The sequence below is a fragment of the Acidiphilium sp. MT5 genome, assembly GCF_054767495.1.
Genome location: NZ_BAABMR010000003.1, coordinates 105,061 through 121,822, shown reverse-complemented (window position 1 = coordinate 121,822; position 16,762 = coordinate 105,061). Strand labels below are relative to the sequence as shown.

At 62.5% G+C, this 16,762-nt stretch carries 13 protein-coding genes; 5 read left to right on the top strand and 8 right to left on the bottom strand.

Annotated elements, in window-relative coordinates; genetic code table 11:
- Window positions 1–55: 55 nt before the first annotated feature.
- The 6 genes from ACYUCQ_RS04615 to ACYUCQ_RS04590 all read right to left on the bottom strand — a co-directional run bounded on the left by ACYUCQ_RS04615 (window position 56) and on the right by ACYUCQ_RS04590 (window position 6,724).
- Window positions 56–748 (bottom strand): RluA family pseudouridine synthase, encoded by a 693-nt coding sequence (locus ACYUCQ_RS04615; protein ID WP_460253333.1) that lies wholly within the window; start codon window positions 746–748, stop codon window positions 56–58.
- On the bottom strand, window positions 748–1,704 hold the full coding sequence (locus ACYUCQ_RS04610) for an inorganic phosphate transporter (protein ID WP_460253332.1): 957 nt from the start codon (window positions 1,702–1,704) through the stop codon (window positions 748–750). The genes ACYUCQ_RS04615 and ACYUCQ_RS04610 overlap by 1 nt, the downstream gene beginning before the upstream one ends.
- Complete coding sequence (locus tag ACYUCQ_RS04605) at window positions 1,701–2,342, bottom strand: GNAT family N-acetyltransferase (RefSeq protein WP_460253331.1); 642 nt, start codon at window positions 2,340–2,342, stop codon at window positions 1,701–1,703. Before ACYUCQ_RS04605 ends, ACYUCQ_RS04610 begins: the two co-directional genes overlap by 4 nt.
- A 6-nt stretch (window positions 2,343–2,348) precedes the next feature.
- Window positions 2,349–4,271, bottom strand: a complete 1,923-nt coding sequence (rpoD, locus tag ACYUCQ_RS04600; RefSeq protein ID WP_460253330.1) for an RNA polymerase sigma factor RpoD — start codon at window positions 4,269–4,271, stop codon at window positions 2,349–2,351.
- A 168-nt stretch (window positions 4,272–4,439) separates the two neighbouring features.
- A complete protein-coding gene (gene dnaG / locus ACYUCQ_RS04595; RefSeq protein WP_460253329.1) occupies window positions 4,440–6,260 on the bottom strand; it encodes a DNA primase in 1,821 nt (606 codons plus the stop codon).
- Window positions 6,257–6,724, bottom strand: coding sequence for a GatB/YqeY domain-containing protein (locus ACYUCQ_RS04590; RefSeq protein WP_460253328.1), 468 nt, complete (start codon window positions 6,722–6,724; stop codon window positions 6,257–6,259). Before ACYUCQ_RS04590 ends, dnaG begins: the two co-directional genes overlap by 4 nt.
- A gap of 125 nt (window positions 6,725–6,849) precedes the next feature.
- On the opposite strand from ACYUCQ_RS04590, the gene carA reads away from it, so the two are divergent.
- From carA to ACYUCQ_RS04565, 5 genes are all read left to right on the top strand, one after another.
- A complete protein-coding gene (gene carA, locus ACYUCQ_RS04585; RefSeq protein WP_460253327.1) occupies window positions 6,850–8,202 on the top strand; it encodes a glutamine-hydrolyzing carbamoyl-phosphate synthase small subunit in 1,353 nt (450 codons plus the stop codon).
- Window positions 8,203–8,260: 58 nt separating this feature from the next.
- The gene (gene carB, locus ACYUCQ_RS04580) at window positions 8,261–11,518 is read left to right on the top strand and encodes a carbamoyl-phosphate synthase large subunit (protein ID WP_460253326.1); all 3,258 of its coding nucleotides are present in this window, start codon (window positions 8,261–8,263) and stop codon (window positions 11,516–11,518) included.
- A gap of 106 nt (window positions 11,519–11,624) precedes the next feature.
- Window positions 11,625–12,101 (top strand): transcription elongation factor GreA, encoded by a 477-nt coding sequence (gene greA / locus ACYUCQ_RS04575; protein WP_460253325.1) that lies wholly within the window; start codon window positions 11,625–11,627, stop codon window positions 12,099–12,101.
- Window positions 12,094–13,326, top strand: coding sequence for a threonine ammonia-lyase (locus ACYUCQ_RS04570; RefSeq protein WP_460253324.1), 1,233 nt, complete (start codon window positions 12,094–12,096; stop codon window positions 13,324–13,326). The genes greA and ACYUCQ_RS04570 overlap by 8 nt, the downstream gene beginning before the upstream one ends.
- Window positions 13,323–14,639, top strand: a complete 1,317-nt coding sequence (locus ACYUCQ_RS04565; protein ID WP_460253323.1) for an AmpG family muropeptide MFS transporter — start codon at window positions 13,323–13,325, stop codon at window positions 14,637–14,639. The genes ACYUCQ_RS04570 and ACYUCQ_RS04565 overlap by 4 nt, the downstream gene beginning before the upstream one ends.
- Window positions 14,640–14,751: 112 nt before the next feature.
- Here ACYUCQ_RS04565 and ACYUCQ_RS04560 read toward each other — a convergent pair whose 3' ends face one another.
- A complete protein-coding gene (locus tag ACYUCQ_RS04560; RefSeq protein ID WP_460253322.1) occupies window positions 14,752–15,195 on the bottom strand; it encodes a GNAT family N-acetyltransferase in 444 nt (147 codons plus the stop codon).
- A gap of 89 nt (window positions 15,196–15,284) precedes the next feature.
- The gene (locus tag ACYUCQ_RS04555; RefSeq protein ID WP_460253321.1) at window positions 15,285–16,703 is read right to left on the bottom strand and encodes a hypothetical protein; all 1,419 of its coding nucleotides are present in this window, start codon (window positions 16,701–16,703) and stop codon (window positions 15,285–15,287) included.
- Window positions 16,704–16,762 lie beyond the last annotated feature (59 nt).

Below are 16,762 nucleotides of genomic sequence, written 5' to 3'. Positions count from 1 at the left end.
CAATCACCTAGAGCATTGTCCGTAAGCCGATGCGAACAAAAATCCTCTCGATGAATTATCGGTCAGGCAGCGTCTCGCGCCACGCCGCGCGCATCGCCGGCGACCACGGCGCCTCCGCATGGATCGCCCCATCCTGCAACACCAAATCCAACTGCCGGGCGAGCAAGCTCAACCCGCCCGCCGCCTCGCCAGAAGCCCCCTCGCCAGAAGCCCCCTCGCCATAAACCAGATCACCAATGATCGGATGGCCAATGCTGGCACAATGCACCCGCAATTGATGGGTCCGCCCGGTCTCAGGCCGCAATTCCAGCAACGCCCGCCCCGCCGCCACCGCCCACACCCGCCAGACCGTGCGCGCCGCCTGCCCCGCCGGATCAACCACCATGCGCCAACCGGTCACATCATTGAGTTTGGTCAACGGGGCCTCGATCACCCCGGACGCTGCACCCGGCACCCCGCGCACAATCGCTGCATACATCTTGCGCACCGCCCCGGTGCGAAACCCATCCTGGATCGCGCGCAACGCCGTCTTGCGCCGCGCCACCATCAAACACCCCGCCGTGTCCGTATCGAGCCGATGCGCAAGCCACGGCCCATCATGCCCACGCCGCCAAAGCGGAAAAAAATCCTCCACACTCGGCCCACCCCGCTTGGCCCCCGAAGGGCCCGGATGACACGCCAACCCCGCCGGCTTGTTGATTATCAGCACATGGTTCGACTGAAATAAAATTTCTGGCACCAACGCCATCAGCCAATGCCCAGCATTTGCCGCAGCCGCACCAGCGCGAATCCCAGCGCCAACCCCGCCACCGGCCCAATCACCCAGCCGCGCAAAATTCCCACCAGCGCCGCCCGATCAATCGCCCCGCCGCGCGCCGTTCCCGCCCCCGCCATCGCGCCGATCAACGCCTGGTTCATCGAGGTGAACGCGCCAAAACTCACCGCCACCAGCACAATCAGCGCCTGGGCAAATTTCGCCGCAATCGCCATCGGCAAATCCATCGTCACGACCTTGAACGCCACCCGCTCCAGCAAAGGCCGCCCCCAGGTCACCGCACCCAGCGCCAAACCCGCCCCACCCAGCATCGCCGCCAACCACACCGACCCGAACCCCGTGGTGCGAAACACCGACGTCGCATTCGCAACATCATTCGCCCCCATCGCCAACGAAGCGGCCATGCCACCCAAAGCCAGCAAGCCCCGCCCCGTGCGCGTGGGATCACCAAAGCGCGACGCCACGCGCCAAACCCGGTCTAACAAATATGTGCCACCCCAGCCGAGCGCAAACCCAACCCCCGGCGCCGCCACCCACAGCATAATCAAGCCCAGCACATGCCCCCACGCCACCGCGAGACCCAGCGCCAACCCGGCCCCCACCAAAGCGGCCACAAAAATCTGGATCGTCGAGGTGGGAATCCGCAGCCCGGTGAATAAGGTGGTCAACCCAAACGCGACCGCCAACACCAGCGCCGCATCCAGCTTGTGCAATTCAGCGCCGATAATCCCGGTGCCAATCCGCTCTAGCGTGGCATGGCTGAACAGGCTCGCCCCCAAAAACACCAGCACCGCCATCAGCCCCAGCGCCGCCCGGCGCGATAACGCGCCCATAGCATAGGGCATGCCCATGCAGGCCCCGGTATAATGCGCGCCCATGCTCCACGCGAATGCCAGCGCCAGCGCGACCAGCGCAAGCGAGGTGATCACGCCGCACCGCTAGCATCACCCGCCCGATCTGCAGAGTAACCCGAAGCCTGACCAATCGGGCGCAAATGCGGCGGGATCACAAAACCCAATCGCTGTGGAATATCCCACACTTCGCGCACCTGCCGGATAATCCGAAACCCCGCCCGCTGATAATTCGGCAAGGCCCGTGGATGATCCGCCGTGCAGGTATTCACCGTCATGCCGCGCACCGGCCCGGAAAACACCTGATCAATCGCAGCCCCCAGCAGCGAAAACCCCAAACCCTGGCCAATCGCCTCAGGCAGCAGGCCAAAATAGCTCAAATTAACATCGGGCCAGCTCGTCGCATCCAGCTCAAAAAAGCCGGCAACCGCCTCCCCCTGCCACAGCCGATACACCGCGACCGCCGGATCGGCGAGCAAGCGCGCGAGCATCGGCTCGGTCATCATCCGGCGCAGCCACCATAACCACGGCCCGCCCACCCGATCATATAAATCGCGATACGCTGCCACACTCAAACGCGGCGCCAATTCCAACCGCGTCCCCTCCGGCAAGGCCGACCAGCGCCGCTCCGGCTTCGCATCGAGGCGCATGAAACTCACCGTTACGATCACCCGATCAACGGCCTCACCCGGCAACGCCTGCCAATAGCTGGACATTGCCGCTCAGTCTTCCAGAAAGCTCCGCAATTTTCGGCTGCGCGTCGGGTGCTTCAATTTGCGTAGCGCCTTGGCTTCAATTTGCCGGATGCGCTCACGCGTCACGTTGAATTGCTGGCCCACTTCTTCAAGCGTGTGGTCGGTATTCATCCCGATACCAAAACGCATCCGCAACACACGCTCCTCGCGCGGCGTTAGTGAAGATAACACCCGCGTCGCCGCCTCGCGCAAATTCGCATGCACCGCCGCATCGAGCGGAATGATCGCGTTCTTATCCTCGATGAAATCGCCCAAATGGCTGTCTTCCTCATCGCCAATCGGCGTCTCCAGGCTGATCGGCTCCTTGGCGATTTTCAGCACCTTGCGCACTTTCTCAAGCGGCATGCCCAATTTCTCGGCCAATTCCTCAGGCGTCGGCTCGCGGCCAATTTCATGCAGCATCTGGCGCGAGGTGCGCACCAATTTGTTGATCGTCTCAATCATATGCACCGGAATGCGAATGGTGCGCGCCTGATCGGCGATCGAGCGGGTAATCGCCTGACGGATCCACCACGTCGCATAGGTGCTGAATTTATAGCCGCGCCGATATTCAAACTTATCGACCGCCTTCATCAAGCCAATATTACCTTCCTGGATCAAATCCAGGAACTGCAAACCTCGATTGGTGTATTTTTTCGCAATCGAAATCACCAAGCGCAAATTCGCCTCGATCATTTCCTTCTTCGCCCGCGTCGAATCACGCTCCCCGCGCGAAACCGTGGCATAAACCCGGCGGAATTCCTCAATCGGCAATTGCGCCTCGGCAGCGATCCGGCCAATTTGCGCCCGCAATTCGGTAATTTGCGCTGCATGCTTGGTGACAAATAATTTCCAGCCCTTGCCAGGACGATCAGCAACATGATCCAGCCAAGCCGGGTCCATCTCACAGCCGCGATAGGCCGCCAGAAAATCCTCGCGCGAAATTTTGCAGCTCTCCGCCAGCCGCAAAAGCTGACCCTCCAGCCCATTCAGCCGCTGGCTCAATTCCTTGAGCTGCACCACCAATTCTTCAATCCGGTTGGTATGCAGCCGCACCTGCTCAACCTTGGCGACCAGCTCATCGCGCAATTTCTCATAGGTTTTTTCTGAGCGTTTATTGGCCTCGGTGCCGGCGTTCAGCGCATCCAGCCTTTTATGCTGGAGCTTCATGAATTTTTCGTACAAATCCTCAATCACGGTAAAAGTCTCAAACACTTCCGGCTTGAGCTTTTCTTCCACCGCCGAGAGCGACATGCCGCTCCCCTCGCCTTCTTCCTCTTCCTCCGGCTCCTCAACCACCGCATCAAACCCGGCTTCGCTGGTCGGCTCGCCGCCGCCTTGCGTCGCTTCCAGATCAATCACGTCGCGCAACAACATCCGGCTCGATTTCAGCGCCTCATGCCAGGCAATAATCGCCCGGAAGGTCAGCGGGCTTTCGCACAGCCCGCCAATCATCATGTCGCGGCCGGCTTCAATGCGCTTGGCAATGGCAATTTCGCCCTCGCGCGAGAGCAATTCCACCGTGCCCATTTCACGCAAATACATCCGCACCGGATCATCGGTGCGCCCGGCGCTGGCCTCGCTGATATTGCCCGCAACCGGCTCATCCTCGGCATCAACGGCCTCTTCGGCCTTCTCAGTCACCGGCTCGACATCGTCACTCTCTTCGCTCTCGACAACCTGAATGCCCATCTCGCTGAGCTGGGACATCACATCCTCGATCTGCTCGGAACTATTCTGCTCCGCCGGCAGCACCGCATTCAGCTCATCGAACGTAATATAGCCGCGCTCCTTGCCCCGCGCGATCAGCCGCTTCACCGAGGCCGATTGGATATCAAGGGTCACAGTCTCCGGCTCGGCCTCAGCGGCGGCGGGCTCGGATTGCGGGGCAGTGGCTGGTTTGATGGCCATAAACATAGTCTCCAACTCGATCACACAGTATCGCACACACAGTATCGCAAACAGCATCGCAACCCGTATCATAGGCGGCGAACCAATTTATCTCCGGGTCAGTGCGCCCCGGTTGCATTCTCATCACGCGTCATCCGCTCACGCGACATCCGCTCAATCATCATCCGCTCAATCTAGCGCATCCTCGTCGCTCTCGCCGCGCTCGGCCCGTTTGAGCGCCTGGGTGAGCGATACCAGCCGGTCCCAATGCCCAGCATCGTTGGTCTCACGCCAGCGCCGATGTTGCTCAGCGCATTGGTCGCGCAACCAATCGAGATTCATCAGGCCGAAAATCCCATACCAGCAGGCTTCGATGTCGGGCCGGAGCGCGTCAGGGCGCGACACGATGGATGGCAGCGTTTCAGCCTCGATGCTCGACATTAAATCCCCGAAACCTGATGTGCGGAGATGGTCAACCAAGGCCGCGCTGTCAAGAGCCGTGGCGTAATTCGCCCATTCGATCAGGGCCGCCCGCAACGCGATCAGCGATGCGGGCAGATCAAGGGCAACCAACGCCTCATCGAAATTGGGGATCAGCGCCGGATGTTTCAACAAAATTCCGAGCAATAGACGCGCCCGCCGCTCTTGGGTGCGTTCCGGCGCAATCACCGGGCGCACCAAGCCAAGCGGTCGGCGCACCGGAGCGGCACCACGCCGCTGATCGCCAAAGCCCGCCCGCTCCGGGCGCGCCGACCGCGCCGGGCGGGCCGCAAAGAACCGATCCAGCAGACTGCGCCGCATCTCGCTCGCCAAAGCCCGGTCGGTAATCTGCCCCGCCGCCGCTTCCAAGCGCCGCCGCAGCGCCGCCCGGCCCTCCGGTCCCGCCTGATCCGCCCCTTCCGCCAGCAACCCAAACAACGCCTCATCCAACGGCCGCGCGCCGGCCAGCACCGAAGCAAACCCCGCCGCCCCGGCTTTACGCACCAGGCTATCGGGGTCTTCATCATCCGGCAGCCGCGCCACCATCAACGACCGATCAGCGGCCAGCGACGGCAAAGCCCGCTCAATCGCCCGCAACATCGCCCGCCGGCCCGCCTTGTCGCCATCCAAACACAGCACCGGCATCGGTGAAACCCGCCACAATTCCGCCAAATGCGCCTCGGTCAGCGCCGTGCCGAGCGGCGCCACCGCCCCGCCAAACCCGGCCTCATGCAGCGCAATCACATCCATATAGCCTTCCACCACCAGCAGCCGCGCCCCCTGGCGCAGCGCGGCGCGCGCCAGGTCCAGCCCATAGAGCGTGCGGCTCTTGGAAAACACCGCCGTTTCCGGCCCGTTCAGATATTTCGGCTCGCCCGCCCCCAGCAGCCGGCCCCCAAAACTGACAATCCGCCCGCGCCGGTCACGGATCGGAAACATCAACCGGCTATAAAAATAATCAACCGGCCCGCGCTCGCCCTGCTTCATCAAACCAGCCTCGACCAGCCGCTCCGCGCTCACCCCCTCGCGCCCCAACGAAGCGAGCAACGCGCCGCGCCCCTCGCCAGACCAACCCAGCCCAAACCGCTCAATCGCCGCGCGATCCAACCCGCGCTTGGCCAAATAGGCCCGCGCCGCCGCCCCTTCCGGCAGCATCAACCGCCGCTGATACTCTGCGCCGGCCATCGCCAGCACCGCCACCACCCCCGCCTCGCGAGAGGCTTGCTCCGCCGCTTGCGGGTCGGATTTGGGCAATTCCATCCCCGCCTCGCCCGCCAGCCGTTCCACCGCCTCGGTAAAACTCGCCCCCTCGCTCTGCATCACGAAGCTGATCGCATCACCATGCGCGCCGCAGCCAAAACAATGGAAATGATCGTCATACACGTAAAAAGACGGCGTTTTTTCGTTATGAAACGGGCAACAGCCCTTTTGCTCGCGCCCCGAACGGGTCAAGCGCACCCGCTTGCCGATCAGCGCTGCAATCGGCGTGCGGGTGCGCAATTCATCCAGAAAAGGCGCCGGCCAATTCATCGGGCGGCTAGTTTTTCTTTCACCAGCGCTGAGGTCACCCCCATATCCAAATCGGTCCCATGCGCCTGTTTCAGCGCCGCGATCACCTTGCCCATATCCTTCGGCCCCGCCGCCTCGGTGCTGGCAATCGCCTGCTCCACCGCCGCCGCCAGCGCCGCCCCCTCCAGCGTGCGCGGCAGAAATTCCTCGATAATCGCAATTTCCGCCGCTTCCTTATCCGCGAGCGCAGGACGATTGACCGCCCGATATTGCGCCTCGGATTCCCGGCGCGATTTCACCATGCCGCGCAGCATCGCAATAATCTCGGCATCGGGAATTTCCATCACCCCTTTGGGCCGTGCGGCAATGTCAAAATCCTTCAACCGCGCACTCATCATGCGCAGCGTCGAAACCCGCAGCGCATCACCCGCGCGCATCGCCGCCTTCACACTCTCCGTCATCTGCGCCCGCAACGCTGAACTCATTTTTTGCTCCTTTACTCTGACCATCGGCATGACCCATCGGCATTGCCCTTTTGGACCGGAAAAAATTTCCGGCTTGCCGCCCGCGATATTGAACCCGGATTTAATTTCCGATATGCCTTGCAATCATGCCCCTGTCCATAGAATCCCTGATTGATCGTCTCGGCGGCCCGGACGCCGCCGCCAAACTCACCGCCGTCTCGACCGAAGCGGTGCGGAAATGGCGCAGCACCGGCGCAATCCCCTCGCGCCACTGGCCCACCGTGCTCGCCGCCACCGGCCTGAGCCTCGATGATCTGCCGGGCGGGGTCAATCACGAAGCATCGACCCGCAAGCCCGATCGCGCCACCGCCGCCCTGGTGCTCGGCGATGGGCGGGTATTCTGGGGCATCGGCTTTGGTGCGCCGAGCCGCCCCGATCAGCAGCCCGCCGAATTGTGCTTCTCCACCGGCATGGCCGGCTATCAGGAAACCCTGACCGACCCCTCCTTCGCCGGCCAAATCATCACCTTCACCTTCCCCCATATCGGCAATGTAGGCAGCAATGCCGAAGATATCGAGGCCAGTCAGAGTTTCGCCCGCGGCCTCGTGCTCAACCGGCCCATCAGCAAACCCTCAAACTGGCGCTCCACCGCATCGCTCGATGAATGGTGTGCCCGCATCGGCCTATCGGGCATCCATAGCGTCGATACCCGCGCCCTCACCCTCTCGATCCGCGATGACGGCGCCCCCAACGCGCTGCTCGCTTTTCCGCCCGACCAAAAATTCGACATCCAAGCCCTGGTCGCCCAAGCGCGCGATTGGCCCGGCCTCACCGGCATGGACCTCGCGAGCGTCGTATCTTGCACCCAACCCTATGAGTGGACCGAAACACTCTGGGACCGCGTCGGCGGTTTCGGCCAGCAGACCGCGCCCTTATACACCGTGGTTGCGGTCGATTACGGGGCCAAACGCAATATTTTCCGCAATCTCGCCAGTGTTGGCTGCCGGGTGATCGTGGTGCCCGCCACCAGCACCGCCGAGGATATTCTGCGCCACCAGCCCGATGGCGTATTTCTCTCCAATGGCCCCGGTGACCCCGCCGCCACGGCCCGCTACGCCGTGCCGGCCATTCGCCGGGTGCTTGAGGCGAAAATTCCGCTATTCGGCATCTGCCTCGGCCACCAGCTCCTCGCCACCGCTCTCGGCGGCAAAACCTACAAACTCGCGCGCGGCCATCGCGGCGCCAACCAGCCGGTGCAAGAGCTGGCGACCGGGCGGGTTGAAATCACCAGCCAAAATCACGGTTTCGCGGTCGATGAAGCCTCGCTGCCGCACGGCGTCACCATCACCCATCGCAGCCTGTTTGATGGCTCGAACGAGGGCATCGCCTGCCCGGCGCAAAATTGCTTCTCGGTGCAATATCACCCCGAAGCCAGCCCCGGCCCATCCGACGCCAATCACCTATTCAGCCGCTTCACCGCCATGATGCGCCCCGCCTGATCGCACCACGACCGGCCAAGTTCTCAATCCCGTCCGCCTGCCCCCACGGAGCCACCTGATGCCCAAGCGCACCGACCTGCACTCGATCCTGATCATCGGCGCCGGCCCCATCGTCATCGGCCAGGCTTGCGAGTTCGATTATTCCGGCGCCCAGGCCTGCAAAGCCCTGCGCGAGGAAGGCTACCGCGTCATCCTGGTCAATTCCAACCCCGCCACCATCATGACCGACCCGGAATTAGCAGACGCCACCTATATCGAGCCGATCACGCCCGAAATGGTGGAAAAAATCATCATCAAAGAACGCCCAGACGCAATCTTGCCCACCATGGGCGGCCAAACCGCGCTGAATACCGCGATGACCTTGGCCAAATCCGGCATTCTGGCCAAGCACGGCGTCGAATTAATCGGCGCCAAAGCCGACGTGATCGATCGCGCTGAGGACCGCCTCAAATTCCGCGACGCCATGGCCGAAATCGGGATCGAAAGCCCCAAAAGCCGCATCGCCCACTCGCTCGATGAGGCAAAGGCCGCCCTGGAGATCGTCGGCTTGCCCGCCGTCATCCGCCCCTCTTTCACCCTCGGCGGCACCGGCGGCGGCATCGCCTATAACCGGAGCGAATTCCTCGAAATCGTCACCGGCGGGCTGGACGCCTCCCCCACCACCGAAGTGCTGATCGAAGAAAGCGTGCTCGGCTGGAAAGAATATGAAATGGAAGTCGTGCGCGACAGCGCCGATAATTGCATCATCATCTGCTCCATCGAAAATATCGACCCGATGGGCGTGCATACCGGCGATTCCGTCACCGTCGCCCCGGCCCTGACCCTGACCGACCGCGAACTCCAAATCATGCGCGACGCCTCGATTGCCTGCCTGCGCAAAATCGGCGTCGATACCGGCGGCTCCAACGTGCAATTCGGCATCAACCCCGCCGATGGCCGCATGGTGGTGATCGAGATGAACCCGCGCGTCTCGCGCTCATCGGCCCTGGCCTCCAAAGCCACCGGCTTTCCGATTGCCAAAATCGCCGCCAAACTCGCCGTCGGCTACACGCTCGATGAATTGCGCAATGACATCACCAAAGTCACACCCGCGAGTTTCGAGCCGACCATCGATTACGTCGTGGTCAAAATTCCCCGCTTCACCTTCGAAAAATTCCCCGGCACCCCCGCCTTGCTCACCACCGCCATGAAATCGGTCGGCGAAGCCATGGCGATTGGCCGCAGCTTCCCCGAAGCCCTGCAAAAAGCCCTCCGCAGCCTGGAAACCGGCTATGCCGGCCTCGACCCGATCGAACCCCCCGGCGATGGCACGCATGACGCCTATCGCGCCGCCCTCTCCACCCCGCGCCCGGATCGCCTGCTGATCGCCGCCTCCGCCCTGCGCGCCGGGCTTAGCGTCGCGGACATCCATAACGCCTGCAAATTCGACCCCTGGTTCATCGAGCAGCTCGCTGTGATCATCGAGGCCGAAAACCACGTCAGCGCCCACGGCCTGCCCGATGACGCAGATGGCTGGCGCGCCCTCAAAGCCCTTGGCCTGTCCGATAAACGACTAAGCACCCTGTCCGGCCTCACCGAACCCGACATCGCCGCCACCCGCCAACGGCTCGGCGTAATCCCCACCTATCGCCGCATCGATAGCACCGCCGGCGAATTCGCCTCCGCCACCGCCTATCTCTACGCCACCTATGAAGGCGGCTTCGGCACCCCTCATTGCGAGGCCGAACCCAGTGCGCGCACCAAAATCGTGATCCTCGGCGGCGGCCCCAACCGGATCGGCCAAGGCATCGAGTTTGATTATTGCTGCGTCCACGCCGCCTACGCCCTGCGTGATGCCGGGTTTGAGACCATCATGGTCAATTGCAACCCCGAAACCGTCTCCACCGATTACGACACCTCCGACCGGCTCTATTTCGAACCCTTATTCGCCGAAGACGTGCTGGCCCTGATCAAGCGCGAACAAGCCAACGGCCAGTTGCTCGGCTGCATCGTGCAATATGGCGGGCAAACCCCGCTGAAACTCAGTCAAGCCCTCGCCGCCGCCGGCATCCCGATCCTCGGCACCTCCGCCGATGCCATCGACATCGCCGAAGACCGCGAGCGCTTCCAAACCCTGCTGCACCAGCTCGGCCTACGCCAGCCCGAAAACGGCATCGCCCGCTCCGCCGATGAAGCCGAAGCCATCGTCGCGCGCATCGGCTTCCCCGTGGTCATCCGCCCCAGCTACGTGCTCGGCGGGCGTGCCATGGAAATCGTCTATGACCTCACCAATCTGCGCCGCTACATGCGCGAGGCGGTGGTGGTCTCCGGCACCAACCCGGTGCTGATCGATCGCTATTTGAACGACGCCATCGAAGTCGATGTCGATTGCATCGCCGATGGCGAAACCGTCTATGTCGCGGGCGTGATGGAACATATCGAAGAAGCCGGCATCCATTCCGGCGATAGCGCCTGCTCGCTGCCGCCCTATTCGCTCTCCCCCGCCATCATCGATGAATTGCGCGCCCAAACCGAAGCCATGGCCAAAGCCCTCAACGTGGTCGGGCTGATGAATGTCCAATTCGCCATCCAGCGCGACCAAGCGGGCGGCGACAATGTCTATGTGCTCGAAGTCAACCCGCGCGCCTCGCGCACCGTCCCCTTCGTCGCCAAAGCCACCGGCATCCCGGTCGCCAAAATCGGCGCGCGGGTGATGGCCGGCGAAAAACTCGCCGCTTTCAATCTCGATCCCAACGTCATGCGCAGCCATGTCGCGGTCAAAGAAGCCGTCTTCCCCTTCGCCCGCTTCTCTGGCGTCGATGTCCTGCTCGGCCCGGAAATGAAATCCACCGGCGAAGTGATGGGGCTGGATGCCAGCTTCGCCCGCGCCTTCGCCAAGGCCCAACTCGGCGCCGGCGTCAAACTCCCGCAAGCGGGCACGGTGTTTCTCTCCGTGCGCGATGCCGATAAATCCGCCATCATCCCCATCGCCCGCCGCTTCACCGAACTCGGCTTTTTACTCCGCGCCACCCGGGGCACCGCCGCCCATCTCGCCAGCGCCGGCATCGCCGCCGAGCCGGTCAATAAAGTGCTCGAAGGCCGCCCCCATTGCGTCGATGCCATTCGCTCCGGCGAAATCGACCTCGTCATCAACACCGCCTCCGGCGCGCAAACCGTCGCCGACAGCTTCGATATCCGCCGCTCCGCCCTCACCCACGGCGTGCCGCACTTCACCACCATCGCCGGTGCGCGCGCCGCCTCGCACGCCATTTCCGCCCTCGCGGCGGGTCACCTTGATGTTGCGCCGCTTCAGTCGTATTTTCGTTCCTCGTTCTGATGACCCGGGGCAGTTTTTGCACCGCCCCGGCTAAAAAACCTGTCTTGTTGCCAACCTCCAGCCTCTCGCCCACTCAACCCGATCGGGCAAGCGTTAAGGATTAGACGTGCAAAGATTTCCGATGACCGGACCTGGCCTGCAAACGCTCGAAAACGAGCTGCGCCATCTCAAGTCCGAAGAACGCCCCGCCATCATCCGCGCGATCGCTGAGGCGCGCAGCCACGGCGATCTCTCGGAAAACGCCGAATATCACGCCGCGCGCGAGCGCCAATCCTTCATCGAAGGCCGCATCGCCGAGCTCGAAGAAGTCATCTCCTCCGCCGAAGTGATCGACATCGCCTCCCTCTCCGGTGACAGCGTCAAATTCGGCGCCTTCGTCACCCTCTACGATGAGGAAGCGGACCGCGAAGTGACCTACCAGCTCGTCGGCCTGCACGAAGCCGACATCAAATCCGGTCGCCTCTCCATCACCGCCCCGCTCGCCAAAGCCCTGATCGGCAAAAAAACCGGCGATACCGTCTCCGTCCCCGCCCCCGGCGGTGATCGCTCCTACGAAATCTTGACGATCCGCTTCGGTGGCTGACCGCGCCCCAAGCCCGGTCGCGGGCGACCCGCCGACCCTCGCCGAGATCGATGCAGCCGCCGAACGCATCCAAGGCTCGGTGCTGCGCACCCCGCTGATCCGCTCGGATGCCCTCTCGCGCGCCACCGGGGCCGAGATTTTTCTCAAGCTCGAAAATCTGCAAGCCACCGGCGCCTTCAAAGAACGCGGTGCCGCCAACCGCATCGCCCTGCTCACCCCAGCCGAGCGCGCCTGCGGCGTCATCGCCATGTCCGCCGGCAATCACGCCCAAGCCGTCGCCCGCCACGCCCGCCTCGCCGGCATCGCCGCCACCATCGTCATGCCGCTGTTCACCCCCACCACCAAAGTCACCCGCACCCGCGCCTGGGGCGCCAATGTGGTGCTGCACGGCGAAACCCTTGCCGAAGCCTCAGACCACGCCTACCACCTCGCCGCGCGCGATGGCCTCGTCTTCGTCCACCCCTATAACGACCGCGCCGTGATCGCCGGCCAAGCCAGCATCGCCCTCGAAATCATCGCCGACCAACCCGATCTGGACGCCATGATCGTGCCCACCGGCGGCGGCGGCTTTATCGCCGGCTGCACCATCGCCGCCCGCGCCCGCGCCCCACATATGCAAGTGTTCGGCGTCGAGGTCGAAACCTATGCCGGTTTTGCCCAAGCCCTCGCCGGCCAACAAGTCGCCGTCGGCGGGGCCACCATCGCCGAAGGCATCGCCGTGCGCGATATCGGCAGCCTGCCCCTCGCCATCCTGCGCGCCCATCAAGCCGAAATCCTGGTCGTCCCCGAAGCCGCCGTCGAGCAAGCCATCGCCATGCTGATCGAGGAAGGCAAACTCGTCGCCGAAGGTGCGGGCGCCGCCGGCCTCGCCGCCATCCTCACCTTCCCCGCACGCTTCAAAGGCCAGCGCGTCGCCCTGCCCATCTGCGGCGGCAATATCGACTCGCGCATCCTCGCCAACACTTTGCTGCGCAACCTCCTGCGCGATGGCCGCCTGCTGCGCGTGCTGATGGAAATCCCCGATCGCCCCGGCGTCCTGGCGGACATCGCCACCCGCATCAGCGCCCAAGGCGGCAATATCCTCGAAGTCGTCCATCAGCGCCTGTTCGCCTCGCCCACCGTCCAAGCCGCCACCCTCGAAATCATGGTCGAAGCCCGTGACGCGGGCCACGGCAACGCCATCGCCAGCGCCTTGGAACAGGTCTACACGGTCAAACGCATGTGAGCACCCCGTCGCTCCCTGGGCCGCACCCCGGGCCGCCCACCCCCACCGATCACCCGATCACGGCCAAAACCCTCAGCTTGATCACCCTGCTCGGCTTCTCCTCCGGCCTGCCGCTCGCTCTATCCGGCTTTACCCTCCGCCTCTGGCTCACCCGCGCCCATCTGCCCCTCGCCGAAATCGGCCTCACCGCCAATCTCGGCATCGCCTACTCGCTCAAATTCCTCTGGGCGCCCGCGCTCGATCATTTCCGCGCGCCACCCCCGTTCCGCGCCCTGGGCCGCCGCCGAAGCTGGCTGCTGATCACCCAGCTCAGCCTCGCCGCCGCCATTCTCGGCCTCGCTTTAAGCCATCCCGCCCACAACCTTCCCCTCACCCTCAGCCTCGGCGCCCTCGTCGCCTTTTGCTCCGCCAGCCAAGACATCATGATCGATACCTGGCGCATCGAATTTTTCGCCCTCCCCGCCATGGGCACCGCCATCGCCGGCTATGTCTGGGGCTATCGCGCCGCCATGCTGATCTCCGGCGCCGGCGTCATCGCCCTCTCCACCCTCATCGGCTGGCACGCCGCCCTGCTGCTCATGGTCCCGCTGCAACTCGCCGGCATCATCGCCACCCTGCTCGCCACCGAACCACCGCCACCCGCCGCCACCGCCCCGCGCTCCATCGCCGCCCAATTTCGCGCCGCCGTGATCGATCCGCTGGCCCAATTCCTCACCCGCCCCGGCGCGCCGCTGATCCTCGCCTTCATCATCCTGTTCTATCTGGGCGACGCCCTCGCGGGCGTCATGCTCGCCCCCTATTACACCCATCTCGGCTTCAACCGCGCCGCCATCGCCATCGCCACCGGCATCCCCGCCCTCGCCGCCACCCTCGCCGGCACCGCCCTCGGCGGCGCCGCAGTCGCCCGCCTCGGCACTGGCCGCGCCCTGCTCGCCGCAGGCATCTTTCAAACCGCCGCCCTCGCTATGTATCCCCTCCTCGGCCTCTACCCCCACTTCCCCCACATGCTGCTGATCACCACCATCACCGAATCCTTCGCCGAAGGCATCGCCGGCGCCGCCTTCCTCAGCTACCTCTCCAGCCTGTGCGACCGCCACTACACCGCCACCCAATACGCCCTCCTCTCCTCCGCCGCCGCTCTGTCGCTCCGCACCATCGGCGGCGCCTCCGGCCTCATCGCCCACCGTCTCGGCTGGCTGCCCTTCTACGAATTTTCAATCCTCGCCGCCCTCCCCGCCATGGCCCTCATGATTTTGCTCCTCCGCTTTTACCCGCCGCCAGGGCGGGCCGCAGCACCATCCGCGCAACTATAATGGAACTAAAACGAACCGCCACCGATAAAAGGCAATGAGTTAATAAGTGTTTTGCTTAAGATATTTAACAATTGATTATTCACCAATCAACGTAATACCTGAAACAAACGGATTATCGTTGGTGACCCACCCCACGCCCCATCACCATCCATTTGCCATCCGGCTCCGCCAGCCGAAACCCAAACCGCTCATACAAACCATGCGCATCCGCCGTCGTCAGCGTCCAAGCCTCGACCGAGGCGAGTGCTGGATGCGCCAAAATACTGGCAATCAGCGCCTTGCCAAGCCCCAAGCCGCGCTGCGCCGGGTGGAGAAAAACATCGCCAATATGCGCACGCAAGGCATAATCCGTCAGCACCCGCCCAAACCCAACCGGTTGGCCCGCACGGTCATAAAGCCCAAAACCCAGGCAATGCGCCCAGCTTCGCTCGGTCAACGCCGCCGGACGGTCCGCCGCCCAATAGGTGCTGGCCAATGACGCCTGGATAAACCCCATATCCAACCGCCCCCGGTCATCACTAATCGAATAGCCATCAGCAAGCTCAACCTCATACATCACCAAAATATCATCTCACAGGCATCCAATTTCCCAGAACCAAACGAAATTTCCAAACGTAACCAGCTCACCTCGAACCCACGCCAAATTCATGCACCCAACACCCCCGCTCCGGATTGACACGACGGAAATGCAGGCCGGACCCATCTGAATTTCGTCAATAAACTATTGATTGTCATGCCACCTGCAATGGCGAACGGAATAATGAGCATCAAATTATAACGCATTTGGTTCGCCGAAAGTGCGGCGTAAAAAGCCAGCATGAACCATCCAGGTAGCGTCACGGCCAGCATTGGCGCGTCAAAAGCCCGCAATGCCCGAACGGTTAAACGTATGCAAAATATCGCCAACAGAAAACCCCAATAATGATCAATCCACAACCCCCTCATCGCCATCGGGATCGAGACAATGGCGTGCCATACCGGATCATAAATTATGTAATGAACAACCTCGTAACGAGCCTCATTGGCCGTTCCGCCGGCGGCAATAGCGATATGTTTTAACAGGGTGGTTGAGCCTATTGAGTAAAAGCCGTTCGGGGTTCCATCATACCCAAATTTCGCACATGCGTTTGGCTTGACCAAGAGGCTTCCCATACCCGTCCCGTCAGGCAGCGAGCAGAGGCTGAAAACAGAAAATTGCTTCCAACTCATGGCATCATACGCAATGCGCTGGGTGAGAGCCAACTGAGCATATCCAGCAGTCAATGCAGGATCATTTAGAATAACTTTGTTGCGCACAATCCACGGCGTGATCACACAGGCACTCGCCACCAAGAAAACCACTAAAGTCATCGCGTGACGCCACTGTCGAGAGCCAAAGACAATCATCATGGCCACAGCAACCGCGGCAAACGGTAAAAAATAGGCGAAGGGAGGACGAGACAACGCCGCCAGACCAACGGCAATCCCAGAAACAACCGCCCATCTCAAGCGATGTCGCCCCGTCAACATCTCAACCGCTGCCAGCGTCGCCATTGTGGTCAAAAATAAGGTTAGCGTCTCGGTCATTAATACGTTAACACTTCGTATCAGCACCGGCGCCGCGATCAGCCCAACGCCCAGAGACAGCCATCCTACCTTTCTTGACCCAGTCACACGAATAGCAATGAGCCATAACATCAAATAAACCAGAACAGTCATCGTAAATTGTAGGGCGCGCGGCAGAGGGGCGCGCTGTGGGCAAGTCGAAGCAGCACCGTGTTGCACCAAACAATCCAACGATTGTTTGAACGTGGGATCAAGCTCCGCCGCCGCAGCCAGAAAAAACGGGTAAAGGGGGGTACGGGCCATTCCTGACGGTCGGGATGGATCGACGCTCGGCGTGCTCCACCCGGTACCATCGGTAAACCGATGAAAATGATCAATATCATAGGCAATGCTCAGATAAACTGGCGCGTCATAGAACCATAAAGACTGTGGCGACGGCACCCGATACCAGCAGGCTCCAAGCCAAACCAGGATCACCGCAGCGGCCAAGCCCAATTGCCCCATCTTATGAGAAACCATGGACCGACGGGCCAATAATAGGCGCTGAAACAAAATCATCTCCCTACAAGCCGCGGCTA

What these genes read in the sequence shown, in the direction of transcription:
- ACYUCQ_RS04560 (WP_460253322.1), bottom strand. Translation starts at nt 15,195, where the DNA reads ATGTATGAGGTTGAGCTTGCTGATGGCTATTCGATTAGTGATGACCGG.
- dnaG (WP_460253329.1), bottom strand. Translation starts at nt 6,260, where the DNA reads ATGAATTGGCCGGCGCCTTTTCTGGATGAATTGCGCACCCGCACGCCG.
- ACYUCQ_RS04590 (WP_460253328.1), bottom strand. Translation starts at nt 6,724, where the DNA reads ATGAGTTCAGCGTTGCGGGCGCAGATGACGGAGAGTGTGAAGGCGGCG.
- carA (WP_460253327.1), top strand. Translation starts at nt 6,850, where the DNA reads ATGCCCCTGTCCATAGAATCCCTGATTGATCGTCTCGGCGGCCCGGAC.
- carB (WP_460253326.1), top strand. Translation starts at nt 8,261, where the DNA reads ATGCCCAAGCGCACCGACCTGCACTCGATCCTGATCATCGGCGCCGGC.
- ACYUCQ_RS04555 (WP_460253321.1), bottom strand. Translation starts at nt 16,703, where the DNA reads ATGGTTTCTCATAAGATGGGGCAATTGGGCTTGGCCGCTGCGGTGATC.
- ACYUCQ_RS04615 (WP_460253333.1), bottom strand. Translation starts at nt 748, where the DNA reads ATGGCGTTGGTGCCAGAAATTTTATTTCAGTCGAACCATGTGCTGATA.
- ACYUCQ_RS04605 (WP_460253331.1), bottom strand. Translation starts at nt 2,342, where the DNA reads ATGTCCAGCTATTGGCAGGCGTTGCCGGGTGAGGCCGTTGATCGGGTG.
- rpoD (WP_460253330.1), bottom strand. Translation starts at nt 4,271, where the DNA reads ATGGCCATCAAACCAGCCACTGCCCCGCAATCCGAGCCCGCCGCCGCT.